At 71.3% G+C, this 25,370-nt stretch carries 20 protein-coding genes; 9 read left to right on the top strand and 11 right to left on the bottom strand.

All coding sequences use genetic code 11. The features are described 5' to 3' along the window. The 3 genes from L3078_RS09135 to L3078_RS09145 are packed head-to-tail and all read right to left on the bottom strand — an operon-like array spanning position 1 to position 3,520. Positions 1 to 783 (bottom strand): 3-oxoacyl-ACP reductase, encoded by a 783-nt coding sequence (locus L3078_RS09135; RefSeq protein ID WP_239752843.1) that lies wholly within the window; start codon positions 781 to 783, stop codon positions 1 to 3. After that, positions 780 to 2,153, bottom strand: coding sequence for an aldehyde dehydrogenase family protein (locus tag L3078_RS09140; protein WP_239752845.1), 1,374 nt, complete (start codon positions 2,151 to 2,153; stop codon positions 780 to 782). Before L3078_RS09140 ends, L3078_RS09135 begins: the two co-directional genes overlap by 4 nt. Before the next feature lie 8 nt (positions 2,154 to 2,161). Further along, complete coding sequence (locus L3078_RS09145; RefSeq protein ID WP_239752868.1) at positions 2,162 to 3,520, bottom strand: glutamine synthetase family protein; 1,359 nt, start codon at positions 3,518 to 3,520, stop codon at positions 2,162 to 2,164. 105 nt (positions 3,521 to 3,625) lie between these two features. On the opposite strand from L3078_RS09145, the gene L3078_RS09150 reads away from it, so the two are divergent. The 3 genes from L3078_RS09150 (at position 3,626) to L3078_RS09160 (ending at position 6,675) form a co-directional block, all read left to right on the top strand. Further along, on the top strand, positions 3,626 to 4,372 hold the full coding sequence (locus L3078_RS09150; RefSeq protein WP_239752878.1) for a FadR/GntR family transcriptional regulator: 747 nt from the start codon (positions 3,626 to 3,628) through the stop codon (positions 4,370 to 4,372). A gap of 105 nt (positions 4,373 to 4,477) precedes the next feature. Further along, a complete protein-coding gene (eat, locus tag L3078_RS09155; RefSeq protein WP_239752880.1) occupies positions 4,478 to 5,917 on the top strand; it encodes an ethanolamine permease in 1,440 nt (479 codons plus the stop codon). A 62-nt stretch (positions 5,918 to 5,979) separates the two neighbouring features. Further along, positions 5,980 to 6,675: a gamma-glutamyl-gamma-aminobutyrate hydrolase family protein gene (locus tag L3078_RS09160; RefSeq protein ID WP_239752883.1), complete on the top strand. Its 696-nt coding sequence runs from the start codon at positions 5,980 to 5,982 to the stop codon at positions 6,673 to 6,675. A gap of 98 nt (positions 6,676 to 6,773) precedes the next feature. Here the strand turns inward: L3078_RS09160 and L3078_RS09165 are convergent, their stop codons facing one another. Both L3078_RS09165 and L3078_RS09170 read right to left on the bottom strand, forming a co-directional pair. Continuing rightward, a complete protein-coding gene (locus tag L3078_RS09165; protein ID WP_239760257.1) occupies positions 6,774 to 7,727 on the bottom strand; it encodes a phosphotransferase in 954 nt (317 codons plus the stop codon). A gap of 256 nt (positions 7,728 to 7,983) precedes the next feature. After that, entirely contained in the window at positions 7,984 to 8,913 is a 930-nt protein-coding gene (locus L3078_RS09170) for a LysR family transcriptional regulator (protein ID WP_239752884.1), read from the bottom strand. 70 nt (positions 8,914 to 8,983) lie between these two features. Here L3078_RS09170 and L3078_RS09175 point away from each other — a divergent pair, with 70 nt between their 5' ends. Next, positions 8,984 to 10,183, top strand: a complete 1,200-nt coding sequence (locus tag L3078_RS09175) for a TDT family transporter (RefSeq protein ID WP_239752885.1) — start codon at positions 8,984 to 8,986, stop codon at positions 10,181 to 10,183. On the opposite strand, the gene L3078_RS09180 is transcribed toward L3078_RS09175, so the two are convergent. From L3078_RS09180 to L3078_RS09195, 4 genes are all read right to left on the bottom strand, one after another. Next, positions 10,110 to 10,862 (bottom strand): helical backbone metal receptor, encoded by a 753-nt coding sequence (locus L3078_RS09180; protein WP_239752886.1) that lies wholly within the window; start codon positions 10,860 to 10,862, stop codon positions 10,110 to 10,112. The two genes, L3078_RS09175 and L3078_RS09180, sit on opposite strands and share 74 nt — an antisense overlap. A gap of 7 nt (positions 10,863 to 10,869) precedes the next feature. After that, the gene (locus tag L3078_RS09185; RefSeq protein WP_239752887.1) at positions 10,870 to 11,451 is read right to left on the bottom strand and encodes a helix-turn-helix domain-containing protein; all 582 of its coding nucleotides are present in this window, start codon (positions 11,449 to 11,451) and stop codon (positions 10,870 to 10,872) included. Between the two features lie 584 nt (positions 11,452 to 12,035). Continuing rightward, positions 12,036 to 14,648 (bottom strand): ABC transporter permease/substrate binding protein, encoded by a 2,613-nt coding sequence (locus tag L3078_RS09190; RefSeq protein WP_239752888.1) that lies wholly within the window; start codon positions 14,646 to 14,648, stop codon positions 12,036 to 12,038. After that, the gene (locus L3078_RS09195; RefSeq protein ID WP_239752889.1) at positions 14,641 to 15,804 is read right to left on the bottom strand and encodes a quaternary amine ABC transporter ATP-binding protein; all 1,164 of its coding nucleotides are present in this window, start codon (positions 15,802 to 15,804) and stop codon (positions 14,641 to 14,643) included. Before L3078_RS09195 ends, L3078_RS09190 begins: the two co-directional genes overlap by 8 nt. A 423-nt stretch (positions 15,805 to 16,227) precedes the next feature. Here L3078_RS09195 and L3078_RS09200 point away from each other — a divergent pair, with 423 nt between their 5' ends. Continuing rightward, entirely contained in the window at positions 16,228 to 17,157 is a 930-nt protein-coding gene (locus L3078_RS09200; protein ID WP_239760258.1) for a 5'-3' exonuclease, read from the top strand. Between the two features lie 185 nt (positions 17,158 to 17,342). Beyond that, the gene (locus L3078_RS09205) at positions 17,343 to 18,188 is read left to right on the top strand and encodes a siderophore-interacting protein (protein ID WP_239752890.1); all 846 of its coding nucleotides are present in this window, start codon (positions 17,343 to 17,345) and stop codon (positions 18,186 to 18,188) included. Positions 18,189 to 18,526: 338 nt separating this feature from the next. On the opposite strand, the gene L3078_RS09210 is transcribed toward L3078_RS09205, so the two are convergent. Continuing rightward, on the bottom strand, positions 18,527 to 19,351 hold the full coding sequence (locus L3078_RS09210; RefSeq protein ID WP_239752891.1) for an N-formylglutamate amidohydrolase: 825 nt from the start codon (positions 19,349 to 19,351) through the stop codon (positions 18,527 to 18,529). A 331-nt stretch (positions 19,352 to 19,682) separates the two neighbouring features. Between L3078_RS09210 and L3078_RS09215 the strand changes: the two genes are divergently transcribed. The 3 genes from L3078_RS09215 to L3078_RS09225 all read left to right on the top strand — a co-directional run bounded on the left by L3078_RS09215 (position 19,683) and on the right by L3078_RS09225 (position 23,764). Continuing rightward, a complete protein-coding gene (locus L3078_RS09215) occupies positions 19,683 to 21,233 on the top strand; it encodes an amino acid permease (protein WP_239752892.1) in 1,551 nt (516 codons plus the stop codon). Positions 21,234 to 21,631: 398 nt separating this feature from the next. Then, positions 21,632 to 22,777 carry a hypothetical protein gene (locus tag L3078_RS09220; RefSeq protein WP_239752893.1) on the top strand — a complete coding sequence of 382 codons (1,146 nt, stop codon included), beginning with the start codon at positions 21,632 to 21,634 and terminating at the stop codon, positions 22,775 to 22,777. A gap of 45 nt (positions 22,778 to 22,822) precedes the next feature. Next, positions 22,823 to 23,764 (top strand): RluA family pseudouridine synthase, encoded by a 942-nt coding sequence (locus tag L3078_RS09225; RefSeq protein ID WP_239752895.1) that lies wholly within the window; start codon positions 22,823 to 22,825, stop codon positions 23,762 to 23,764. Positions 23,765 to 23,783: 19 nt separating this feature from the next. On the opposite strand, the gene L3078_RS09230 is transcribed toward L3078_RS09225, so the two are convergent. Further along, positions 23,784 to 25,256 carry a cytochrome P450 gene (locus L3078_RS09230; protein WP_239752896.1) on the bottom strand — a complete coding sequence of 491 codons (1,473 nt, stop codon included), beginning with the start codon at positions 25,254 to 25,256 and terminating at the stop codon, positions 23,784 to 23,786. Between the last annotated feature and the right edge of the window lie 114 nt (positions 25,257 to 25,370).

Consider the following 25,370-nt stretch of genomic DNA (forward strand, 5'->3'; position numbering starts at 1 on the left):
CTAGAGCGGGGTGACGTACGCGCCCGAGATACCGCCGTCGACCAGGAAGTCGGTGGCGTTCACGAACGACGAGTCGTCGCTGGCGAGGAACGCGACGGCGGCCGCGATCTCGGTGGCCTCGGCGAACCGGCCGACCGGGATGTGTACGAGCCGGCGCGCGGCCCGCTCGGGGTCCTTCGCGAACAGCTCCTGCAGCAGCGGGGTGTTGACCGGCCCGGGGCAGAGCGCGTTGACGCGGATGCCCTCCCGGGCGAACTGCACGCCCAGCTCCCGCGACATCGCCAGCACACCGCCCTTGGAGGCCGTGTACGAGATCTGGGAGGTCGCGGCGCCCATGCGGGCCACGAAGGACGCGGTGTTGATGATCGAGCCCTTGCCCTGTTGCCGCATGTAGGGGATCGCGGCCTTGCAGCACAGGTAGACGGAGGTCAGGTTGACCTCCTGGACCCGCTTCCAGGCCTCCAGGCCGGTCTCCAGGATGGAGTCGTCGTCGGGCGGCGAGATGCCCGCGTTGTTGAAGGCGATGTCGACGCTGCCGTAGGTGTCGTAGGCGGTCTTGAAGAGCGCCTCGACCTGCTCGGGGTCGGTGACGTCGACCTTCACGAAGATCCCGTCGACCTCCTCGGCGACCGCCTTGCCGCGTGCCTCGTCCACGTCTCCGCAGACGATGTGCGCGCCCTCGGAGGCGAGCCGGCGCGCGGTGGCGAGGCCGATGCCGCTGCCGGCGCCGGTGATGACGGCGGTACGGCCGACGAGACGGCGGCAAACACTCTGTTCGGTCACTGTGCGGGGCCCTCCGTGCTGATGAAGACGTTCTTGGTTTCGGTGAAGGCGGTCAGGGCGTCCGGGCCGAGCTCGCGGCCGATGCCGGACTGCTTGAAGCCGCCGAACGGGGTCCAGTAGCGGACGCTGGAGTGGGAGTTGACGGACAGGTTGCCCGCGCGGACGCCCTGGGAGACCCGCAGGGCGCGGCCGACGTCCCGGGTCCAGATGGAGCCGGAGAGACCGTACGGGGTGTCGTTGGCGAGCCGGATCGCGTCCGCCTCGTCGGTGAAGGGCAGCAGGACGGCGACCGGGCCGAAGATCTCCTCGCGGGCGGCGGCGGAGTCGGGCCCCTCCCCGGTGAGGACGGTCGGCGGGAACCAGAAGCCGGGCCCCTCGGGGGCGTCGCCCCGCAGCGCGGAGGCGCCGTCGGGCACGAACGACCGTACTCGGTCCAGCTGTTGACGGGAGATCAGCGGCCCCATCTGGGTCTTCTCGTCGGCGGGGTCGCCCACGATCACGCCGGCCAGCGACTCGGCGAGCAGGCTCTTGACCTCGTCGTACACGGACTCCTGGACCAGGACGCGGGTGCGGGCGCAGCAGTCCTGGCCGGCGTTGTCGAGGAAGGAGAACGGGTCGACGGCCGTCTTGAGGTCGGCGTCGGCGAAGACGATGTTGGGGCTCTTGCCGCCGAGTTCGAGGGTGACCTGCTTGACCTGGTCGGCGCAGAGTTCCATGACGCGCTTGCCGGTCCGGGTGGAGCCGGTGAACACGATCTTGGCGACGTCGGGGTGGCGGACGAGGGCCTCGCCGGTGATGTCGCCGCGTCCGGGCAGGACCTGGAAGAGGTGTTCCGGGAGCCCTGCCTCCAGGGCGAGTTCGGCGAGGCGCAGCGCGGTGAGCGGGGTGGTCTCGGCGGGCTTGAGGACGACGGCGTTGCCGGCGGCGAGCGCGGGTGCGGTGCCCCAGGCGGCGATCGGCATGGGGAAGTTCCAGGGGGCGATCACGCCGACGACCCCGAGCGGTTCGAGGATGGTGATGTTCAGGCCGCCGGGCACGGGGATCTGCCGGCCGGAGAGCCGTTCGACGCCGCCGGCGGCGTAGTCGAGCAGGTCCCGGACGTTGCCGGCCTCCCAGCGGGCGTTGCCGAGGGTGTGTCCGGCTTCGCGGACCTCGAGGCGCGCCAGTTCCTCCAGGTGGTCGTCGACGACGCCGGCGAAGCGGCGCAGCAGCCGGGCCCGGTCGGCGGGGGCGACGGCGGCCCAGGCGTGCTGTGCCTTCTGCGCCCGGCGCACGGCCGCGTCGACGTCGTGCTCGGCGGCGCCCGCGACGGCGGCGATGACCTCCTCCGTCGCCGGGTTGAGGACGTCCAGGATGTGGTGCTGGGACAAGGGGTGCCTCACAGACGTTCGAAGGAGCGGCGCAGCTCCCAGTCGGTCACGGCGGCGTCGAAGGCCGCCAGCTCGACGCGGGCCATGTTCAGGTAGTGCGCGACGACCTCGTCGCCGAAGGCGGCCTTGGCGATGGGGCTGTTCTCCCAGAGCTCGGCGGCCTCGCGCAGGGTGGTCGGCACGTGGTCGTACTCGGCGGCGTAGGCGTTGCCCGCGCACACCTCCGGCAGTTCGAGCTTCTGCTCGATGCCGTACAGGCCGGCCGCGATCAGTCCGGAGACGGCGAGGTGCGGGTTGACGTCGCCGCCGGGGAGCCGGTTCTCGAAGCGCATCGAGCGGCCGTGGCCGACGACCCTGAGGGCGCAGGTGCGGTTGTCGTAGCCCCAGGCGACGGCGGTCGGGGCGAAGGAGCCCGGCTGGAACCGCTTGTAGGAGTTGATGTTGGGGGCGTAGAGCAGCGAGAAGTCGCGCAGGGCGGCCAGCTGTCCGGCGAGGAAGTGCCGCATGACCTGGGACATGTCCTGTCCGTCGGCCATGAGGTTGGTGCCGTCGGCGTCCGCGAGGGAGAGGTGGATGTGGCAGGAGTTGCCCTCGCGCTCGTTGTACTTCGCCATGAAGGTGAGCGAGACGCCCTCCTGCGAGGCGATCTCCTTGGCGCCGGTCTTGTAGATGGCGTGCTGGTCGCAGGTGACCAGGGCCTCGTCGTACTTGAAGGCGATCTCGTGCTGGCCGGGGTTGCACTCGCCCTTGGCGGACTCGACGGTCAGCCCGGCGGCCGCCATCTCGTTGCGGATGCGCCGCAGCAGGGGTTCGATGCGGCCCGTGCCGAGGACCGAGTAGTCGATGTTGTACTGGTTCGCCGGGGTCAGGCCCTTGTAGCCGGAGTCCCAGGCCTGCTCGTAGGTGTCCTTGAAGACGATGAACTCCAGCTCGGTGCCGACGTTGGCCGTGTAGCCGAGTTCGGCGAGGCGTTCCAGCTGGCGGCGCAGGATCTGGCGGGGCGCGGCGACGACCGGGGAGCCGTCGTTCCAGGCGAGGTCGGCGATGAGCATGGCCGTGCCCTCGTTCCAGGGCACCCGGCGCAGGGTGCTGAGGTCGGGGTGCATGGCGAAGTCGCCGTAGCCGCGGTCCCAGGAGGACATCGCGTAGCCGTCGACGGTGTTCATCTCGGTGTCGACGGCGAGAAGGTAGTTGCAGCCCTCGGTGCCGTGGGCGAGCACCTCGTCGAGGAAGAAGCGCGCGGCGAACCGCTTGCCCTGGAGGCGCCCTTGCATGTCGGGGAAGGCCAGGACGACAGTGTCGATCTCACCGCCCGCGACGAGGGTGTGCAGTTCCTCGACGGAGAGCGGGGGTGTGCGGTCTGCCACGGGAAAGCCTCCTAGGGGCTTCTTCGGCCACCCCGGAGCCATTCAGCCATCCGGGAGCCATAAGGTATTACCCGTAACCATTAGTTGGGAAGGGGGAACGGTCACATGTCGCGGACAGGGGCGGAACCGGAGACTCCGTGGGCCGACGACCGACTGGCGTCCGTCCTGCGCCCGGTCCGGGCGGGCAACGGCTTCGAAGAGGCGCTGGAACAGATCCTCCAGGTGGTCCGGCTCGGCCTGGTGCCCGGCGGCGAACGGCTGCCGGCCGAGCGCGAGCTGGCGGAGCGGCTCGGGATCAGCCGGGTGACGCTGCGCGAGGTGCTGAAGGTGCTCCAGGACCAGGGTCTGATCGAGGCGCGCCGCGGGCGGTACGGCGGCACGTTCGTGCTGCCCCGGGTCGACACCCCGGGCGAGGACGAGCTGCGCCGGCGCCTGAAGGGCATCGACGTCGAGGACACGCTGCGCTTCCGTGAGGTGCTGGAGGTGGGCGCGGCGGGACTGTGCGCGGCGCACGGCCTGAGCGACGACCAGGCCGAGCGGCTGCGCGGGGCCCTGGCACGCACGCACAACGCGCCGCTCACGGAGTACCGCCGGCTGGACACCCTGCTGCACCTGACCATCGCCGAGCTGTCCGGCTCGCCCTCGCTGGCCGCCCAGTACGCGGGCGTACGCGCCGGGGTGAACGACCTGCTCGACTGCATCCCCCTGCTCGTGCGCAACCTGGAGCACTCGCAGCAGCAGCACACGGCCTTGGTGGAGGCCGTCCTCGACGAGGACGCGGAGGCGGCGCGGGAGATCATGCGGGAACACTGCGCGGGCACGGCGGCCCTGCTGCGCGGCTTCCTCGGATGAGCCGGACGGGCACGTATTTACGCTCGCTTAACGCAGGGGTATTGCTTTTCGGCCACCCACCCCACAAAGGTATGGATCCATTCCTTTGAGTGGGGAGAGTGCGCCATGTCCCTGAAAGCCACGGACACCGCCGACGCGGCGGACGACTATCTGGAGCGCCGGACGCTCCGCCGGGGCAGCGCCGGCTGGGTCCTGCTGACCGGCCTCGGCGTCGCCTATGTCGTCTCCGGCGACTTCTCCGGCTGGAACCTCGGCCTGGCGGAGGGCGGCTTCGGCGGTCTGGCGATCGCCACGGTGCTCATGGGCACCATGTACGCCTGCATGGTCTTCGCCCTCGCCGAACTGTCCGCGATCCTGCCCACGGCGGGCGGCGGCTACGGCTTCGCACGCCGGGCGCTCGGCCCGTGGGGCGGCTTCCTGACGGGCACGGCGATCCTGATCGAGTACGTGCTCGCCCCCGCCGCGATCGTGATCTTCATCGGTGACTACGTCGAATCGCTGGGCCTGTTCGGCCTGGAGTCCGGCTGGCCGGTCTACCTCGTCTGCTTCGCGATCTTCATCGGCATCCATCTCTGGGGTGTGGGTGAGGCACTGATCGCCAGCTTCGTCGTCACGGGCATCGCGGTCTTTGCCCTGATCGTGTTCGCCCTGGGCGCGCTGCCCGACTTCAGTGCGTCCGCGCTGGACGACATCCCGGTCGATTCCTCGGCGTTCGGCGCGAGTTCCTGGCTGCCCATGGGGCTGCTGGGCATCTGGGCGGCGTTCCCGTTCGGCATGTGGTTCTTCCTGGGCGTCGAGGGCGTGCCGCTGGCCGCCGAGGAGACCAGGGACCCGGCCCGTACGCTGCCGAAGGCGATCCGCTGGTCGATGGGCATCCTCGTGGTGCTGGCCGTGATCACCTTCTTCGCCGCGGCCGGGGCGCGTGGCTCCAACGCCATCCAGGCGGCGGGCAACCCGCTGGTCGAGGCGCTCCAGCCGGACGGCAAGGCGACGGCACTGAGCCGCTTCGTGAACTACGCCGGTCTGGCCGGCCTCGTGGCTTCCTTCTTCTCCCTCATCTACGCGGGCTCGCGCCAGCTCTTCGCGCTCTCCCGGGCCGGCTACCTGCCCCGCGTCCTGTCCCTCACCAGCGGCCGCAAGGCCCCGTACCTGGGACTGCTGGTGCCGGGCACGATCGGCTTCGCGCTGGCCGCGGCCAGCGGGGACGGCGGCCGGATGCTGAACATCGCCGTCTTCGGCGCCACGATCAGCTACGCGCTGATGTCCCTGTCGCACATCGTGCTGCGCCGCCGGGAGCCGGGTCTGGAGCGGCCGTACCGGACGCCGGGCGGGGTGCTGACCTCCTCGGTCGCCCTCGTCCTCGCCTGCTCGGCGCTGGTGGCGACGTTCCTGGTGGACGTGACGGCGGCGCTCATCGCGCTCGGCGTGTACGCGGTCGCGGCGGCGTACTTCGGGTTCTACAGCCGCAAGCACCTGGTGGCGAAGGCGCCGGAGGAGGAATTCGCGGCGCTGGCCGCGGCCGAGGCAGAGTTGGCACGGGACTGAGCGCTCCGTTCCGCGGGTTCCGTGGTGCGGGGTTTCGTGACTTCCACACGTGAGGAGCATGTGTGACCAGGCCGTTGATCGGTGTGAGTACGTATCTGGAGTCGGGCGCGCGCTGGGGGGTGTGGGAGCTGGACGCGGCGCTGCTGCCGGTCGGCTACCCCCGGCTCGTGCAGGCGGCGGGCGGCGCGGCCGTGATGCTGCCGCCGGACGACCCGTCGTACGCCGCCGAGGCGGTCGCCCGTGTCGACGGCCTGGTCATCGCGGGCGGTCCCGATGTGGACCCGTCCCTCTACGGCGCCGAGCGCTCCCCGCGCTGCGGCCCGGCCGCGCCGGCGCGCGACGCGTGGGAGCTGGCGCTGATCCGGGCGGCGCTGGACGCCGGGACGCCGCTGCTGGGCATCTGCCGGGGCATGCAGCTGCTGAACGTCGCGCTCGGCGGCACGCTGATCCAGCACATCGACGACCACGTGGCCGAGGTCGGCGTCTTCGGCCGCCACGCGGTGAAGCCGGTACCGGGCACGCTGTACGGCGACCTCGTCCCCGAGGAGACGGACGTGCCCACCTACCACCACCAGGCGGTGGACGACCTCGGCACCGGCCTGCTCCCCTCGGCCCACGCCTCCGACGGCACGATCGAGGCCATCGAACTACCGGCTCCCGCGTGGGTGCTGGGCGTCCAGTGGCATCCGGAGATGGGCGAGGACGTGAGGGTGATGCGGGCGCTGGTGGGGGTTGCGGGGCGCTTGGCCCTTCGATGAAAAGCACGGGGCGCAGCCCCTGCTTTTCAGGGGCGCGGGGAACTGCGCGAGAAGCCCCACCCACCCGCGCCCGACAAGGCGCCCACGCCCCCGCGGCCCTACCCCAGCCGCGCCCGCAGCCATCGCACGGCCGCTTCACCCTGCGCTCGTTGGAAGGAGCGGAGGGTGGGGATGCCGGGGACCGGCGGGCGGCGGGAACTCTCGATCAGGAAGCCGGCGAACGCGGCGAGGGTCGCGGTGACGCCGGCGGGGTCGGCGTCGTGGGCCAGGGGGTGGGAGGTGAAGATCTCCTCCGGATCGGGCCCGCCCTGCGCCCGGACGCACGGCAGCAGCAACAGCAGGTCGAACCAGGGCGCAGCCTCACCGTGCGCGTGCGGCCAGTCGACGAACACGACCCGGCCGTCCCCCGTCAACAGCATGTTGTCGGCGCGCAGGTCACAGTGGGCGAGACTGTCTCCGACAGCGAAGTCGGCCCAGCGGGCTGCCAGTTCGGCGAGCCTGGGCAGCTCGCGCACGGTCCACGGGTCGAGCCCTTCGCCCCGATCCCCCTGGTCGATCATCCGCTGCCACCCCAGAAAGGTGTCGGTCAAACCCTCCACGAGGGGCTGCGCGACGATGGGCGCGGGTGTGAGCGCGCGGCTCAGTTCCCCTACCGCGTTCAGCACGACCGCCAACTCACTCTTCCGCCAGGGCACATGGGGCTGTCGACCCGCCACGTCCTCGAACACCAGGGCCACCCAGGTGCCGTCGTCGTACGAGCCGATCAGTCGGGGCGCGGGCACCTCCGGCGGCAGGGCGGCGGCGTTGCGGGCCTCTTTGCGGTGGATGCCGGGGCTGTCGGGGTTGGCGTGCGCGCTCACCGCCTTCACGAACGCGCGGTCGCCTGCGGCGGTGACGACTCGGGCGGCGACGCCGGGGGAGAAGCCTCCGTCCTGGGTGACCGCCTCGGTCACCGGGGCGCCGAGCAGGTTGTGGACGGCTTCGCGCACGGGGGTGGGGAGGGCTTCCCAGGGGGTGCGGACGCCGGTGGCGGGTGGGGCGGTGACGGGCATGGCCACCATGCTGGGGGCTGCCCGTACGGCCATGCCACCACATTTTTCTTCGCCCCCGCCGCCCCTACCCGTCCCATCCTCAAGGGGCTGCGCCCCTTTGACCCCCAAGCGTCCCTCCGGTGGGGGCTTCTCGCGCAGTTCCCCGCGCCCCTGAAAAGCAGGGGCTGCGCCCCGTGCTTTTCGTCGAAGGACCGAAGGCCTCTTCAGGGGCGCGGGGAACCGCGCGACGAGCCCCCACGCACCCGCACCCGACGACTCACCCGCCGGCCGCTACCCCCCTCGTCAGCCCCAGCAGGTCCCGTGCCGGGCCCGTCGGGCGGTGGCCCGTGGGCCAGACTGCTCTTAGGGCGCGGCGCAGGCGGACGCCGTTCACCGGGACGCGGACGAGGCGGCGGGCGGAGAGTTCCTCGCCGAGGGCGAGTTCGCTGAGGACCGCCGGGCCCGCACCGCTCAGCGCGGAGGACTTGACCGCCGTCGTGGAGGACAGCTCGATGAGCGGACGGGCGAGGCCCCCCAGGGCCGTCTCCAGCACCTGCCGCGTACCCGACCCCTTCTCGCGCAGGATCAGCGGCGTGGAAGCCAGCTCGGCCGCCTCCAGGGGCCTGCGACGGCGCGCCCACGGATGGCTCGGCGCGGTCACCACGATCAGGTGGTCGTGCGCTATCACGGCCGCGTCCAGCCCCGCCGGAACCGTCGGCCCCTCGACGAACCCCAGGTCGGCCTCGTCCGCGAGCAGCCGCTCCGCCACGACCGTCGAGTTGCCCGCGAGGAGGGAGACCGCCGTGTCCGGGCGCTCGGCGCGCAGCGCGATGAGCCAGCCCGGCAGCAGATACTCGGCGATGGTCATGCTCGCGGCGACCCGCAGCCGCGAGTCACGCCGGTCCCGCAGCGCCTGCGCGCCCACGTCGAACGCCTCTGCCGCCTCCACGATCCGCCGCGCCCAGTCCGTGACGAGCGCCCCCGCGTCGGTGAGCCGGGACCCGCGCGGCGACCGGTCGACCAGCGCGACCCCCAGCTGGCGTTCCATCGAGCGGATACGACTGCTCGCGGCGGGCTGGGTGATCCCCAGCTCCCGCGCCGCCCGCCCGAGCGACCCCAGCCGGGCCACGGCCAGCAGCAGTTCGAGCGCCCCGAGGTCCGGCACCCGGTGGGCCAGTCCGCCCCGCTCCCCGCTCGTCTCACCCATAACCCCAGCTTATGTCCCCATACACGCGAACTCCCTGGTGGGCCCCGCCCGGCAGCGAGACGCTCACGGCATGGCCACCGCAGTCCGTCCAGCCCATCCAGTACGCCCAGCCCAACCAGCCCTGGCTTCCTCCCCCTCGCGATCCCACTCCCTCCCCCGCCGCTTCCCCTCCCTCCGCCACCTCGGGCCGAACTGGTACGCCCCCGTCATGGGCACCGCGATCGTGGCCTCCGCCGGTGCCGGGCTCCCCCTGGCCCTCCCAGGGCTGCGAACGGCCTGCACGGCGGTGTGGGCGCTCGCGCTGGTCGCGCTGGTCTCCGTCCTCGGCGCCCGCGCCCTGCACTGGACCCACCACCGCGACCGGGCCCGCGCCGACCTCCTCGACCCGGCCGTGGCCCCCTTCCACGGCTGCCTCTCCATGGCCCTGCTGGCCGTCGGCGGCGGTGCGCTGGTCGTCGGCCGGGACTGGATCGGCCTGCGGGCGGCCGTCGTCCTGGACGTCGTGCTCTTCTCCGTCGGGACGGTCGTGGGCCTCGCCGCCGCCGTGGTCGTGCCCTATCTGATGATCGTCCGGCATCGGATCGACGCGGACCGGCTCACCCCCGCCCTACTGCTCCCCCTCGTCGCCCCCATGGTCTCCGCCGCGCTCGGTCCGCTGCTCGTGCCGTACCTGCCGCCGGGGCAGGCCCGGCAGACGCTGCTGTTCGGCTGTCTCGCGCTGTTCGGGCTGAGCCTGCTGGCCACCCTGGTAGTGCTGCCGGCGGTGTGCGGCCGGCTCGTCGCGGCGGGGCCGTTGCCGCTCGCGCTCACGCCGAGCCTGTTCCTGGTCCTCGGCCCGCTCGGGCAGTCGACCACCGCCGTCGGCAATCTCGCCGACGCGGCCCCCGGCGCCGTACCGGCCCCGTACGCGCACGCCTTCACCCCGTTCGCCGTCCTCTACGGCGTCCCGGTCCTGGGCTTCGCGCTGCTCTGGCTCGCGCTCGCCGCCGCCCTGGTCGTGCGCGCCCGGCGGCGGGGCATGCGGTTCTCGATGGCCTGGTGGGCGTTCACCTTCCCGGTCGGCACCTGTGCGACCGGCGCGACGGCACTGGCCCGGCACACGGGGCTCGCCGCCCTCGACGTCCTCGCCGTCGCGCTGTACGCGCTGCTCCTGGCGGCCTGGGCCACCGCCGCCGTGTGCACCGTGCGCGGGCTGGTCAGCGGTGGGCTGCTCGCAGCGCCGCGTCCAGCACCCGCGGAGCCTCGGCCAGCGACGGCCCGTACCAGGTGAGGTGCCGGCCGCTGACCAGCGCGCACGGCACCCCGGGGAACGCCTCGGGGCCGTCTTCGGCGGTGAAGCGGTACGGCTCGTCGGGCAGGACCACGACATCGGGCGCGGCGGCCCGCAGTTCCTCCACGGGGACCCGCGGGTAGCGCTCCGCGTGCCCGGCGTACAGGTGGTCCACGCCCAGCCGGGCGAGCACGTCCCCGGCGAAGGTGTCCCGGCCGAGGACCATCCACGGCCGGCGCCAGACCGGCACGACGGCGGTCGTCCGGCGGCCGGGCGTCAGCGGGCCGTCCACGGCGCCCGGGGGCCGGGACCACGCCGACTCCGCCTCGTCCAGCCAGCGCGGCCGGGAGCGGGCCCCGCAGGCCCGCAGCACCCGGTCCAGCTCGGCGCAGGCGCCCGGCACGTCCCGTACCTCGGTGACGAGGACCTCCACACCCGCCTCCCGCAGGGCGGTCAGGTCCGGCTCCCGGTTCTCCTCCTCGTTGGCGATCACGAGGTCGGGGGCGAGGCGGACGATGTCGTCGGTCCTGGGGTTCTTGGTGCCGCCGATCCGCGCCACGTCGAGATCACCCGGGTGGGCGCACCAGTCGGTGGCGCCGACCAGCACCCCGGGCAGCGTGACGGCGACGGCCTCCGTCAGGGACGGGACGAGGGAGACGACCCGGGAGACGGACCGCACCGCGACCTCACGCGCCCTTGCGGTGGCGGTCCTCGAGGGCCTCGATGTGGTCCGCCACGGCGACCACGACCACCCGGGTCTCGGGTTCGGTGGCCCGCCAGCGGTGCCGTACGCCACCGGACATGTACAGCGTGTCACCACGTCCGAGGCGGTGGGCCCGGCCCTCGGCCTCGACCTCGACGGCGCCGTCGACGACGTACATCAGCTCGTCGTTGCGGTGCTGGACCTCGCGGCCCTCGTCGTGGTCGCCGGTGAACTCCATGGCGTGCAGCTGGTGGTGACCGCGCACCAGGGAGCGCGCGGAGGCGTCGGGGGGCGTGAAGCCGTCCTCGTCGGCGGCGCGCACCACGTCGACGCTGCACGCCGGGTCGGCCGCGGCGAGGAGTTCGACGGCGGTGGTGCCGAGGGCGTCCGCGATGCGTTCCAGGGAGGGCCTGCTGGGGCGGGCCCGTTCGTTCTCGACCTGGCTGAGGAAGGGGACCGACAGGCCGCTGCGCTCGGCCACGGCGGCGAGGGTGAGCTCCTGTGCCCGGCGCCGCCGCCGGACGGCCGCGCCCACCCGAAGGGGCTGTTCTTTGTGGTCGCCCATCGCTCCGGCTCCCTCCTTCGCTCGTCGGTCGGCTCGCGGACGCCCACCGGGCGGACTCGCGAACGCGCACTGGTCCGGTTACGGATGCCCACCCGTCCGGCACTCATCGGGCGCGCTTGTCCTGATGAGTTCTCTGCACCCTACGCATGTTCGGCAAACCGTTTCACGCGCCCGTCACATCCCTGTGCGACGGCAGAGGTCCATGCTCACACTTCTCGCCAGCGCGGCCATCGCCCCACCTCCCCTTTCACGTCCTCCGCGCACGGCACGGCGAGGCGCGCCGCCGCGACGGCGACCGCGCGGAGTACGCCCTCCGGCACACCGTGTCACCGGACCGACGGTGGGAGTCCGCCGCACCCTGAAGCCGCCCCGCGCAGCCACTACATCGTCGCGGGTGGACGGCGCGACCGCTCGCCGAACCACGAAGTCAGGTCCCGTCAAACGGAGTTGAACACCCTGGGGCGGCCCGCCCCACCGGCCGCCGGGCTGCGGAACCGGATGGATGCGGACCGCCCCAGGGTTGTCCGGATCTTTCTCGTACACCCGTACGCGAACCCCTGCACACGTTCGGGGGTCGCGTCCGGCTACGTCACGGGGGCCATCTCGTCGACGATCCCCGGATGCGCGTCGATCCACTTCTCGACGCCCTCGTCCTCCTTGCCGCGCCCGGCCTGCTGGATCGCCTGCTCCAGGCTCATCAGCTCGTCCGGGGTCATGTGCCAGTTCTTCAGCCAGCCGCTGAGCTCGGAGTACTTCTCGGGGAAGTCCCGGTGCGCGAGCGTACGGATCTGGTTGTTCGCGCCCCAGGTCCTCTCGGGGTCGGCGAGCCGTGTCAGGTCGTACTTGTCGTACGCCCAGTGCGGCGACCAGAGCACGACGGCGATCGGCTCCTTGTTCGCGTACGCGCGGTCCAGTTCGGCGAGCATCGAACTCGTCCCGGCCTTGGTGAGCTTGAAGTCGGACAGTCCGTAGGCGGGCATGACGGTGTTCTCCAGCCGGACCATCTGACCGGTGCCGGGCTCGATGCCGACGATCCGGCCCTTGAACTCGTCCTTGTGCGCCCGCAGATCGTCCATCGTGCGCACGCCCTTCACGTACGACGGCACGGCGATCTCCAGCGACGTCCTGTCGTACCAGGCACCGAGGTCGACGAGATCGTTCTCGTACTTGTCCCAGTACGCCTTCTGCGCCACCGGCAGCCAGGCGTCGAACTCGACGTCGACCTGCCCGGTGGACAGACCCGTGAAGAGCGGACCGATGTCGAGCTTGGTCTTCTTCGGCCGGTAGCCGCGCTTCTCCAGGACGTTCTCCCAGAGGTGGGTGACGGCGATGCCCTCGTCCCACGCCGGGTAGCCGAGGACCGGCGCGGCACCGGCCTGCCGGCCCTCCGCGTAGCGGGACTTGGCGACCGGGGCCAGCTTGTCGACGAGCCCGGGGTTCTTCTTCAGCCAGGCCCTGACGCCGTCCTCCTGGTGGCCCTTTCCGGCGTCCTGAATGGCGCCTTCGAGGGAGGTGAGCTGGGCTTCGGTGAGCTCGAAGTCCTTCAGCCACCGCGCGACCTGCGGCTCGTCCCCGGCGAATCCCTTGCGCCCGAGGGTGTGGATCCCGTCGCCCGCGCCGAAGGCGCCCTCGGGGTCCTTCAGCTTGGTCAGCTCGTACTTGTCGTACGCCCAGTGCGGCGACCAGAGGGTGACCGCGATGGGTTCCTTCTTCTGGTAGGCGCGGTCCAGCTGGGCCAGCATCGCCGAGGTGTTGGACTTGACCAGCTCGTACTCGCCCTTCAGGCCGTAGGCGCGCTGGACCTCGTCCTCGTAGAGCTTCGTCTCGCCGGCGCCCGGCTCGATGCCGTAGACCTTTCCCTTGAACAGGGTGCCCTTGCCCTTGAGGTCGTCGAGGGACTTCACGCCCTTGACGTAGGAGGGGACGGCGATCTCCAGCGAGGTCTCGTCGTACCAGCTGCCGTAGTCCTCCAGCCGGTCCTTGTACTTGGCCCAGTACGAGGCGTGCGTGGCCGGCAGCCAGGCGTTGGTCTGGATGTCGACGCTGCCCTGCGCCTGGCCGTTGTAGAGGGCGCCGACCTCCAGCGACCTGGTCTCCGGGGTGAAGCCGCGCCGCTGGAGGATCTCCTTCCAGAGGTAGGTGGAGGCGACACCCTCGGGCCAGTCGATGTACCCCATGCTGATCGGGCGGCCCTGGCCGACGTTCGTGGTGACCTCGGCGTCGTCGTCCGACCCGCCGACCATGTTCAGGCCGCCGGCGACCAGCGCGAGGACGACCACACCGACCATCGCGACCGGGGTGGCCGGCCTCCAGCGCAGGAAGCGCGGACCGCCGAGGGCCGTGTTCGCCCTGGCGAGGGCGCGGCGGCCGAGCGGGGACACGCGCTGGTTGAGGGCGCCGGTCATCCGGTCGAGGTAGATCGCGAGGATGACGACCGCGATACCGCCCTCGAAACCGAGGCCGACGTCCACGGAGCTGATGCCGTCGTACACGGTGGAGCCGAGTCCGCCGCCGCCGACCATGCCCGCGATGACGACCATCGACAGGGCCAGCATGATCACCTGGTTGACGCCCGCCATGATCGTGGGCAGCGCCAGCGGCAGCTGCACCCGCCACAGCGTGCGGCGCGGAGGGGTGCCGAACGCCTCGGCCGCTTCGACGAGTTCGGCGTCGACCTGCCGGATGCCGAGCTCGGTGAGGCGTACGGCGGGCGGCATCGCGAAGACGATGGTGGCGACCATGCCGGGCACCGGGCCCACGCCGAAGAAGAAGATGCCCGGGATCAGATAGACCATCGCCGGCATCGTCTGCATGAAGTCGAGCGCGGGGCGGATCGCGCCGCTGACCGCGCGGCTGCGGGCCGCCCAGATACCGATCGGCATCGCGACGGCGAAGATGATCACGCAGGAGACCAGCACCAGCGCGAGCGAGTTCATCGCCGGTTCCCACTGCTCGATCGAGTCGATGAGCACCAGGCCCGCGAAGGCCAGAACGCCGGGGAGCAGCCCGCGCAGCCAGAAGGCGAGCACGGCGAGGATGCCGGCGAGGAGCAGGGGGTCGGGGGCGGTGAGCACCGCGTTCGCCGCGTCGTACATGGCCTCGACGACCAGCTTGACGAGGTCGAACAGCGGCCCGAGGTGGTCCCGCAGCCAGTCGACGCCGTGGGCGACCCAGTCGCCGAGGTGGATCCTAGGCACTGGCCTTCACCGCCTGTACGACGTGGGCGCGCGGGGCGTCGCACGGTATGGGGACGGACGGGGGGACGGGGGTGCCCTGCGCGTCGCGCGCGTCGTGCGGGCCGTGAGCGCCGTGCGCGCCGTCCTGGTCGGCGAGGAAGCCGATCAGGCGCCGCTGCGGCACCACGCCGACGACGGCGCCCTTCCGATCGAGCACCGCGACCGGGTGGGACAGGCGGGCGCTGAGCGCGCAGAGCTCCGCGAACGGCGTGTCGGGCGTCGCGGTACCGCAGCCGCAGTCCGCCTCGTCGCCGCGTACGGCCGTGTCCATCACGGCCCCGGCGGTGAGCACCCGGGAACGGTCGACGTCCTGGGTGAAGGACGCCACGTAGTCGTCGGCGGGACGGATCAGGATGTCCTCGGCGGTGCCGGTCTGCACGATGCGGCCGTCGCGCATGACGGCGATGCGGTCGCCGAGGCGCATGGCCTCGTTGAGGTCGTGCGTGATGAAGACGATGGTCTTCTTCAGGGTCTGCTGGAGTTCCAGCAGCTGGTCCTGCATGTCACGGCGGATCAGGGGGTCGAGCGCGCTGAACGACTCGTCCATCAGCAGGACGTCGGCGTCGGTGGCGAGGGCGCGGGCCAGGCCCACGCGCTGCTGCATACCGCCGGACAGCTCGTCGGGCCAGGACTTCTCCCAGCCGGCCAGGCCGCACAGGGCCAGGGCCTCGGTGGCGCGCCGCAGCCGCTCGGCGCGCGGCACGCCCTGGACCTCCAGGCCGTACGCGGCGTTCTCCAGGACGCTGCGGTGGGGGAAGAGCGCGAAGTGCTGGAAGACCATGCTGATGCCGGTGGCCCGCACCGCGCGCAGTTCGCGGTCGTCGATCGTGGTGAGGTCCCGGCCACCGAAGCGGACGTGGCCCGCGGTGGGCTCCAGGAGCCCGTTGAGCATGCGCAGCAGCGTGGACTTGCCCGACCCGGACAGGCCCATGACGACGAAGATCTGGCCCGGCTCCACGGTGAAGGAGGCGTCGATCACGGCGGCGGTGGTGCCCTCGGCACGCAGTTCCTCGCGGTCGGCGCCGGCCCTCAGCCGGTCCACCGCGTCGTGGGGTCGTCTGCCGAACACCTTGAACAGGCCCTCGGCTTCGAGTCTGGAGGACTCCCTGGCTGACACGTGCACCTCTTGGATAGCGATGGAACGGCCCGCCTTCCCCGCCCGCAGGCCGGCCGTGGAGCGCGGCGGGATCGGCCCGCCCGGCCCGTGATGTCGACACCACGACCGGCGCTGCTCCGGGCCCGCGCCTGCCCTGGCCGGACCGGCCGAAACGCGCCCGTGTCCCGCTTCACAGGGCATTCACCGCAGGCCAGGGGCGTTCACGGAACACCTGCACAGGGCGCACGCGCTGTCGCGAGGGGGCACGCGGGCCGCCCCGCCGAGGGCCGCACGCCGGTGAGGTGAAGTCCGTGCGCCGGCGCGGGAGACCGTGCGGCTGATCCGTACGCCGGTGCGGGAGCCCGTGCGGCGGAGCCCCTCGCCGGTGCGTGGAGAGTCGCGCGCTGCTGCGTCGGCGACCGGGTGTCCGTGGTGTACGGCATGATGCGGGGCGTGACCCGACGCCTGATGCTTCTCGACACCGCCTCGCTGTACTTCCGCGCCTACTTCGGGGTGCCGGAATCCGTGAAGGCCCCGGACGGCACCCCGGTGAACGCCGTGCGCGGGCTGCTCGAATTCATCGACCGCCTGGTCAAGGACCACCGGCCGACGGACCTGGTCGCGTGCATGGACGCGGACTGGCGGCCGCAGTGGCGCGTCGATCTGATCCCCTCCTACAAGGCGCACCGCGTCGCCGAGGAGCACGAGGTCGGCCCGGACGAGGAGGAGGTGCCGGACACCCTCTCGCCGCAGGTGCCGATCATCGAGGCGGTGCTGGACGCGCTCGGCATCGCGCGCGTCGGCGTCGCCGGGTACGAGGCGGACGACGTGATCGGCACCTTCACCGCCCGGGCCAAGGAGCCGGTCGACATCGTCACCGGCGACCGCGACCTGTACCAGCTGGTCGACGACGAGCGCGAGGTGCGGGTGCTGTACCCGCTGAAGGGCGTGGGCACGCTCCAGCTCACCGACGAGGCGTGGCTGCGCGAGAAGTACGGGGTGGTCGGGCGCGGGTACGCGGATCTGGCCCTGCTGCGCGGCGACCCGAGCGACGGTCTGCCGGGGGTGCCGGGCATCGGAGAGAAGACGGCGGCGAAGCTGCTCGACCAGTTCGGGGACCTGGCCGGGATCATGGCCGCCGTGGACGACCCGGCGGCGAAGCTGACCCCGTCGCAGCGCAAGAGGCTCGACGAGGCGCGGGCCTATGTCGCGGTCGCGCCCAAGGTGGTGCTGGTGGCGGCGGACGTACCCTTGCCGGACGTCGACACGGCACTCCCGCGCGAACCGCGGGATCCGGCGGCGTTGGAGGCCATCGCGGCGCGGTGGGGGCTCGGCGGATCGCTGCAGCGGCTGCGCGTGACGCTCGGTATGTGATCGGTATGTGAGATGCGCGCCCCGCGGAGGGGGCGCACGCCGGAGGGCGGGGTGACACTTCGGTAGTGAGGGGCCTGAGGCGCGATTCACATCGTGAAGTCCTCGTACACGCTCCGAGCATGGGGTGTTCGCAGGGGGGAGATGGTAGCTTAGGTAAGCCTTAGCTAGGTATTTGGGAGGCCGTCATGGCAGAGCGTCCGGTACGCAGGACCCCGAAGCCCCACTCCGCGCGAGTCGTCCGCACCGAGCGGCTCACCCCGCACATGCAGCGCGTCGTACTCGGTGGCGACGGCCTCGCCGAGTTCTCCTTGCGCGGCAGCACCGATCATTATGTGAAACTCCTGTTCGGGCCCGAGGGTGTGACCTACCCGGAGCCCTTCGACATCGAGCGGATCCGCGCGGAGTTCCCCCGGGACCAGTGGCCGGTCACGCGGACGTACACCGTGCGCGCTTGGGACTCCGAACTGCGCGAGCTGACCCTCGACTTCGTGCTCCACGGCGACGAGGGCATCGCGGGGCCCTGGGCCACGCGGGTCCAGCCGGGCGAGCTGATCCGTTTCCTGGGCCCCGGCGGCGCGTACGCGCCCAACCCGGAGGCCGACTGGCACCTCCTCGTCGGTGACGAGTCCGCCCTGCCGGCGATCGGCGCGTCGCTGGAGGCCCTGCCCGACGGCGCCCGCGCGCACGCGATCGTCGAGGTCGCCGGCCCCGAGGAGGAGCAGAAGATCAACTCCGATGTGGAGGTGGTCTGGCTGCACCGCGGCGACCGTCCCGTCGGCGCGGCCCTCGTCGAGGCCGTACGCGCGCTCCAGTTCCCCGAGGGCCGGCTGCACGCCTTCGTCCATGGCGAGGCCGGCTTCGTCAAGGAGCTGCGTCGGCTGCTCCGCGTCGAACTCGCCGTCCCCCGCGAGGACTTGTCCGTCTCCGGCTACTGGCGCCTCGGCCACGACGAGGACGGCTGGCAGGCCTCCAAGAAGGAGTGGAACGCCCGCGTGGAGGCCGAGCAGGAGACCACCCCGCCGACGACGTGACCCCACGGCGCCACTGACGTCCGTCCGGCCGACGCGCCCGGCGACTCGGGGGCCGACCAACGCACCCGGCGCTGCTGTGTGCTGGTGCTGGGCGGTGCCCGGTACGGCATGGCATCGCCATCGGCGTCGCCTCAACCGACCGGGGTGTCGAGCCTCGCGGTGGCGTCGTCCGCTGATGTCTCTCTTCGCGTCGGCCGACGTAGACGCCGTACGGGATCCGCACAGGATCCGCAGGGGACGTGGCCGCGACGGCCCCGGCGGGCGGCGCCCGTCACTCGGTCCGCGCGCGGCGAGCTGGACGGCGGCCGCGCGCCCTGGGCCGCCCCCTCCCCGGCCATTCAGCCGCCCGCGAGCATGTCCACCAGCCGCGCCAGCGCATCCGCGAGCGCGTCCACTCCCGGGCCCGGCGCCCCGCCCGGCTCGGCCATGTAGACGTCCCGGCGGATCTCGATCATCAGGGCGGACACCCTGGGGTCGTGCCCGTAGTACTTCAGCGGGACGTACGCGCCCCCGAACGGGCTGTCGACGCCCGTCCCGCCGAACCCCGCGAACGCCTCCTCGGCGGCGGCGAGCAGGTCGGCCGGGGTGTGGAAGGGGTCGGTGCCCAGGCAGACGGGCGGCCGGGGACCGTCGCCGTGCAGCTCGTAAGGCAGGCGCTCGCTCGGATACGAGTGGACGTCGACGACCACCACCCGCCCCACGGCCGCCAGCCGGTCCGTGACGGCGTCGGTCATGGCGGCGGCGTACGGGCGGAAGTAGTCGTCGACGAGCGACCGCCCGCTCCCGTCGAGGGGCAGTCCTTCGCGGTCGGCCGGACGCAGCACCTCCCGGTGCGTGGTCCTCGTGTAGACGGCGCCCATGCCCACGGCCAGCATCTCCTCCCGCTCGTCCGGGAACCGCTCGGGATCGACCACGAGCCGGGACAGCCGGTTCACGAACCGCCACGGGCGCACGGCCGACCGCTCGGCGGCCAGTGCGGCGACGCGGTCCGTGTACGCGTCGGTGATGTGGTCCAACTCCCGCTCCAGCGCGGCGTCGTCGAGCACGATCCCACTCCGTACGGCCGCCGGGATCACGCGGGACGCGTGCGGCACATGCAACAACACGGACGACTCGGGCGCGCCCGGGAGGAGCTGAGGGGAGGGCGGCGAAGCGTCGTTCATCCGGAGGTTCCTTACCGCGATCGTCGGAGAGGCAGGGGCGGAGGAAGGAACAGGGCGTCCCCCCACGACGCCTGGCCCGGGCAGACCTCGCCCGGCTCGGGCAGGCCCGACCAGGCCCCGTCGACCGTATCCCGGCCCTTTCGAACATGTCTCGGACCTGCCTTGCCGCAACTCCCCTCCACTGCCATGGTCGTGAGGATTTGGGCCCGCCCCGGACACGGTCGCGTGACGCGCGCGACACAGGTCTCCCCTAATTTCTGTCGCCCGACAGGAATTCGCGCCGCTCGTGCGCGAACGCTCGCGCCGCTTGTTGCGAAAGCAGGTTGCCGCCATGACGAGCACCGCCCCAGACCTCCGTCCGGAACCGCCCCACTCCCCCGACGACCGCTCCCTGACCGAGTTCGGCTACCGCCAGGAGCTGCACCGCAGCCTCAGCAGATACGCCTCGTTCGCCGCCGGTTTCTCCTTCATCTCGGTCCTCACGACCGTCTTCCAGTTCTTCGCCTTCGGATACGCGTTCGGCGGCCCCGTCTTCTTCTGGACCTGGCCGGCGGTGCTCGTCGGCCAGCTGCTGGTGGCCGCCTGCTTCGCGGAACTCGCGGCGCGCTACCCGATATCGGGCTCGATCTACCAGTGGTCCTCACGCCTGTCCAACCGGACCTTCGGCTGGTTCGCCGGCTGGATCATGGTGATCGGACAGATCGTGGTGGTCGCTGCGGCAGCGCTGGCGCTCCAGATGGTGCTGCCGGCGATCTGGTCGGGCTTCCAGCTCGTGGGCGGCGACCCGACGCCCACCTCGTCGACGGGAGCGGCGAACGCGGCCGTCCTCGGCGTGCTCCTGCTGGTCCTCACGACCTTCGTGAACATCCTCGACAACCGGGTGCTGTCCGTGGTCAACCGCGTGGGCGTGACTGCCGAGATCATCGGCGCGGTCCTGATCATCGTCCTGCTGCTCACCCACTCCGAGCGCTCGCCCGGCATCACGTTCCACATGGCGGAGGGCAGCACCGATCTGCTGGGTGCCCTGCTGGTGGGCTCGTTCATGGCGGCGTACGTGATGATCGGCTTCGACAGCGCGGGCGAGATGAGCGAGGAGACCCACCATCCGCGCCGCACCGCGCCCCGCACGATTCTCATGGCCCTCGGCGCGGCCGGTCTGCTGGGCGGCCTGCTCGTCCTCGGCGGTCTGCTCGCCGCGCCGAGCCTGACCGACGGCAGGCTGGGCGTGGACGGCCTGAGCTATGTGCTGACCAGCAGCCTCGGTGACGGTGTGGGCCGCGTCCTGCTCGCGGACGTGGTGGTGGCGATCGTCGTGGCGACGCTCGCGATCCAGACGTCGGCCTGCCGCATGCTCTTCTCGATGGCCCGCGACGGCCGACTCCCCTTCGCCGGGCAGCTCGCCAAGGTCAACCCGCGCACCGGGGTGCCCACCGCCCCCGCCCTGGTCGTCGGCGTCCTGGCCGCCGCGCTGCTGCTGCTCAACTTCGCCTCGCCGGAGGCGTTCCTGGCCATCGGCACGACCTGCATCGTGATGCTGTACCTGGCGTACGCGATGGTCACCGGCCCGCTCCTGATACGGCGCCTGAAGGGCACGTTCCCCTCGGCCGGCACCGACGAGACCGGCAAACCCCTCTTCTCCCTGGGCCGTTGGGGCATCCCCGTCAACACCCTCGCCCTCCTCTACGGCCTCTTCATGACCATCAACCTCGCCTGGCCCCGAGCCGACGTCTACGACCCGACCGGCGGCCACTGGTGGTTCCAGTGGTTCACGGTCCTGTTCCTCCTGGCCACCCTGGCCGCAGGCACCACCTACCACCTCCTCCGCAACCACCGCCTGCGCTCCAGCGCGAGTGCCACCGCGGACCCGCCGAGTCAACCCTGACGATCGAACTGGCGTGATCGAAGCAGGGGACATCTCCAGCCAACCTGGGTATCATTCATGACAAATTTTCAACCGAATGCGCCCCTTATGTGCCGCAGTACGCTCGCCGTACGCCCCTTCACGGCGGCCGGTTGTCGCCCGCACGCTGGGATTGCAGCCAGGAGTGGGGACTTCTTGCGGAGGCTCGGGCTATGGCATCAGGTGGCGTTGAGGTCTCGATGGTTACCCCGGACATGCTTGCTTGGAAGGGCTCTGCGCAAGAGGCCCTTGAGCAGCTGTCAGGCACGAGGGGGATTCAGGAACTGCTGCACCGGTCGCATGCTCTGTGGTGCGGATCGGACTGTGATCGCGGTACGACATGCTCGTTCTTGCACTACCCGCGGAACCCGGTGAAAACCGTGCGTCCCGCGGCCACTAGGTCCCGTTACAACAAACACACCGCCCACCTGTACGCCGTCATGGGGGGAGACGGGTACGCGGGCCCGATCCCGCAGGGCCACGAGGTGAATGTGTGGCCCCTGCTGGAGAAGGTCGCGGAACGGTGGGACGCGGTTCAGGCACGGGGCGGCAGGACGCCCGAGCACTACACCGACTGGACGAAGAAGCGGGACGACAAGGCCGCCGACACGGTGTCACGCGCGTGCCGGGACACCATCCAGTGGATGGCCTGCTGGTGCGGCGAGCGATTCGGCGCGGACCCCCTCGGTCTGCACTACATAGCCTTCGCCACCGTCATCGACGACATCTGCATCCCCCCGCTCGATCTGGTCCAAGGTCGCTTCCGGATGTACGGCCGGTCCGTACCCGACATGATGCGCGCGATGGACGGGGCCGGCTGGGGACGCGACGCGGTCCACGCACTGCTTTCGCTGGTCCGACAGGCCATCGTCCAGTACGCGGAGAAGATGGACTTCCGGCCGGGGGACGAACACGTCGGGCTGCAGGACGCCCTGAACGACTCTCCGAACATGTGGGACGGCGTCATGTTCCGCGCCAACACAGGCAACGCGTACGGAACCGCCATCATGGTCGCCCGGAACAGCGCGACGGGACCCGTGTCCTTCGCCTGGCTCATGGACAGCGCGATCTGCGACTGCCTCTCCATGGATCTGTGCAAGTCCGCGCTCGGCATCTACGCGACGGACGACCACCAGCCGACATCCAGCCAACACCGGGCGGAGGAGCGGAAGGCCGCCTACCGGTCGATCTATCTCGACCTCATAGACGACCTGGTCTTCGCCGGGGCGCCCGAGCCGTTGGTCCACTTCGGCCGGAGCGGCTTCCTCTTCGTACAGATCCAGGACAGGTACCAGGAACGCCGACAGGGAAGGCGGTTCCCGCTGGCTCCTCCCATGATCCGCGAGCTCGAACGGCTCTTCGGCGAGGTACCGACGGACGCATGGCTCGACGAGGCGTTCACCGCGGCGAATCGCATCAGGCTGGCCGGAAGTCACGATCACATACGGGCGGAGGATGTCGATCCCCCGCACCGTCTCCACCCGAGCGGGCGGCAGGAAGCGCAGGTCACGAGGCTGCCTGCCTGAACGGCTCGCCGAGTGTCGCCGTGACCGCTCGTATCCTTGAGGGTGATGAGACGCCGTACGCCACCCCCTCCCCCACCCCTCCCGCAGCGCGACGGGGTCGATCCGGTACGGGTGCGGTTGCCGCCGGGCGAGGCGTGGGCGACGGTTCGGGACCATCTGGTGGCGCGGCTCTCGGCCGATGCCGGTGTGATCGACGGAATGCTCGACGCGGGGCTGATCGTGGACGTCGCCGGGCGGCCGGTACCCAGGGACATGGCGTACGTGCCCGGGCTGACCGTGTGGTTCCATCGCGAGCTGCCCGCCGAGGAACGAGTGCCGTTCGACATCGGTGTCCTGTACCGGGACGAGCACGTTGTGGTGGCCGACAAGCCGCATTTCCTGGCCACCACCCCGCGCGGCAGCCATGTCGCCGAGACCGCCCTTGCACGGCTGCGTAGACACTTGGGCATCCCGACGCTCAGCGCGGCACACCGGCTGGACCGACTCACGGCCGGCGTCGTGCTCTTCACCGTGCGGCCGGAGGAACGCGGCGCGTACCAGTCACTGTTCCGGGACAAGCGGGTGAGGAAAGAGTACGAAGCGGTCGCCGCGTACGACCCCGCTCTGCCGCTGCCCCGTACCGTGCGCAGCCGGATCGTCAAGGAGCGGGGGGTCATGGCGGCCTGCGAGGTCGAGGGTGAACCCAACGCCGTCAGCCGGATCGAGCTGCTGGAGCACCGCAGCGGGCGTGCCCGGTACCGGCTGGTGCCGAGTACCGGGCAGACCCACCAACTGCGGGTGCACATGAGCGCGCTGGGGGTACCGATCCTCGGTGATCCCCTCTATCCGGTGGTCACTGCCCCGGTGCCGGTGGGTGACTTCCGGCGACCGCTCCAACTGTTGGCGCGGAGCCTGGAGTTCACCGACCCGGTCACGGGGCGCGAGCACCGGTTCGTCAGCCCGCGGGTGCTGCGGGCCTGGTCCTCGTACGAGGAGTGGGCCACGTAGGCCCCGAGGTCCCGTCTGCTCAGTTGCCGCCGAACCAACGCAGAATGCGCCGGAGCACGCCTGGCCTACGAGTGGGTTCAGCCTGGGGAGTGGGTTCGACGGCCGGGGCGGCCGGCTCCGGGGCCGCGGGCTGCGGTCGCTGGGGCTCGCCCAGCCGCTGGCGCGGGGTGTGCGCAGCCGCCGGATTGATGGCGGGCCGCTGTGTGACGTCCTGCTGCGGCCGCGGCGCGAACGTCACCGGCAGTTCCACCAGATGCCGGTTGGAAATGGACTCCCGCCAGCGCAACTCGCTCTCCGGGCAGGCGAGCTGGATGTCCGGCACTCGGGTGAGCAAGGCGTCGACGCCGACGTCGGCGATGGCACGGCCGATGTCCTGACCCGGGCACTCGTGCGGACCACCGCTGAAAGCGAGGTGTGAGCGGTTGCCCTGCATGTTGGCCTTGAGGTCGGGCCGGACGCGAGGGTCGACGTTGCCCGGCGCGATACCGAGGAGGAGTCCGTCGCCCTTGCGAATGCGCTGACCGCCCAGCTCGGTCTCCTGCTTGGCGAAATAGGCGAAGACGGTGCTGAACGGCGGTTCGTCCCAGAGGGACTGTTCCACCGCCTCGGGCACGGTCATCTGGCCGCCCTTCAGCTGAGCCCGGAAGCCGGGGTCGGTGAGCACCAGCCGCAGCACGTTGGCGAGAAGGTTCGCCGTGGCTTCGTAGGCGGCGAGGAGCACCACGCGCAGGTGTTCCCTGACCTCGTCGTCGGTGAGCCCGGCCGGGTGCGTGATGAGGTGGCTGGTGAAGTCCTCCTGGGGTTGGGCGCGGCGGCGGGCGGTGAGCCGGTCGAGGGCGTCCATGACGTACGCGTGGCTGACGAGCGCGGTCTCGCTGCCTTTCAGGCAGTCGCGGGCGGCGTGGACCATGCGTTCGTCGTACTCCTCGGGCATGCCGAGGATCTCGCACATCACCGCCATCGGCAGGTGTTCGGCGAACTCACCGACCAGATCGGCTTTGCCGTCCTCGCAGAACTTGTTGACGAGGTGTTGGGTCGCGCGGTTGATGTAGCGGCGGATGCCCCGGTGGTCGATGGTCGACATGGCGCCGGTGACCGCGCCGCGCAGCCTCAGGTGCTCGTCACCCTCGGCGTGGGCGCAGATGGGCTGCCAGGCGAAGTGGGGCATGAGCGGGTGATCCGGTTTGATCGTGCCTTCCCGCATGGGTGACCACAGCCGGTTGTCCTTGCAGAACTGCGACGGCGTGCTCACCATGTGCAGGTTCTCGCCATGCCCCAGCACCACCCAGATGGGTACGTCGTCGTGGAGCAGGGCGGGGGCCACCGGGCCGTGTTCCGCGCGGAGCTTTTCGTACACGGCTCCCAGGTCCTCCGCCTCGGGGCCGTACAGACGGCGGAGCCCGCCGGGGCCCGTGCCGTGGGCGGGGCAACCGGGGGGCGGCCCGAGCGTGGGGTCGTCCGTGCCGGTCAGGGAGTTTGATTCAGGCGTCACGGTGATCGCTCCGAACTGAGGTGGATCCGGTGTCTGAAAGGTGATGAGGGGATTGCGGGGATGACAGGGATGACGGAGAAGAGGGGGAGGTGAAGGAGGCGGAGGCGAGGGAGA

It is taken from the genome of Streptomyces deccanensis (genome assembly GCF_022385335.1).
In the GTDB taxonomy this organism is placed as follows: domain Bacteria; phylum Actinomycetota; class Actinomycetes; order Streptomycetales; family Streptomycetaceae; genus Streptomyces; species Streptomyces deccanensis.

What these genes read in the sequence shown, in the direction of transcription:
- L3078_RS09150 (WP_239752878.1), top strand. Translation starts at nt 3,626, where the DNA reads ATGTCGCGGACAGGGGCGGAACCGGAGACTCCGTGGGCCGACGACCGA.
- eat (WP_239752880.1), top strand. Translation starts at nt 4,478, where the DNA reads ATGTCCCTGAAAGCCACGGACACCGCCGACGCGGCGGACGACTATCTG.
- L3078_RS09165 (WP_239760257.1), bottom strand. Translation starts at nt 7,727, where the DNA reads ATGCCCGTCACCGCCCCACCCGCCACCGGCGTCCGCACCCCCTGGGAA.
- L3078_RS09170 (WP_239752884.1), bottom strand. Translation starts at nt 8,913, where the DNA reads ATGGGTGAGACGAGCGGGGAGCGGGGCGGACTGGCCCACCGGGTGCCG.
- L3078_RS09175 (WP_239752885.1), top strand. Translation starts at nt 8,984, where the DNA reads ATGGCCACCGCAGTCCGTCCAGCCCATCCAGTACGCCCAGCCCAACCA.
- L3078_RS09185 (WP_239752887.1), bottom strand. Translation starts at nt 11,451, where the DNA reads ATGGGCGACCACAAAGAACAGCCCCTTCGGGTGGGCGCGGCCGTCCGG.
- L3078_RS09200 (WP_239760258.1), top strand. Translation starts at nt 16,228, where the DNA reads ATGCGGGGCGTGACCCGACGCCTGATGCTTCTCGACACCGCCTCGCTG.
- L3078_RS09205 (WP_239752890.1), top strand. Translation starts at nt 17,343, where the DNA reads ATGGCAGAGCGTCCGGTACGCAGGACCCCGAAGCCCCACTCCGCGCGA.
- L3078_RS09210 (WP_239752891.1), bottom strand. Translation starts at nt 19,351, where the DNA reads ATGAACGACGCTTCGCCGCCCTCCCCTCAGCTCCTCCCGGGCGCGCCC.
- L3078_RS09215 (WP_239752892.1), top strand. Translation starts at nt 19,683, where the DNA reads ATGACGAGCACCGCCCCAGACCTCCGTCCGGAACCGCCCCACTCCCCC.
- L3078_RS09225 (WP_239752895.1), top strand. Translation starts at nt 22,823, where the DNA reads ATGAGACGCCGTACGCCACCCCCTCCCCCACCCCTCCCGCAGCGCGAC.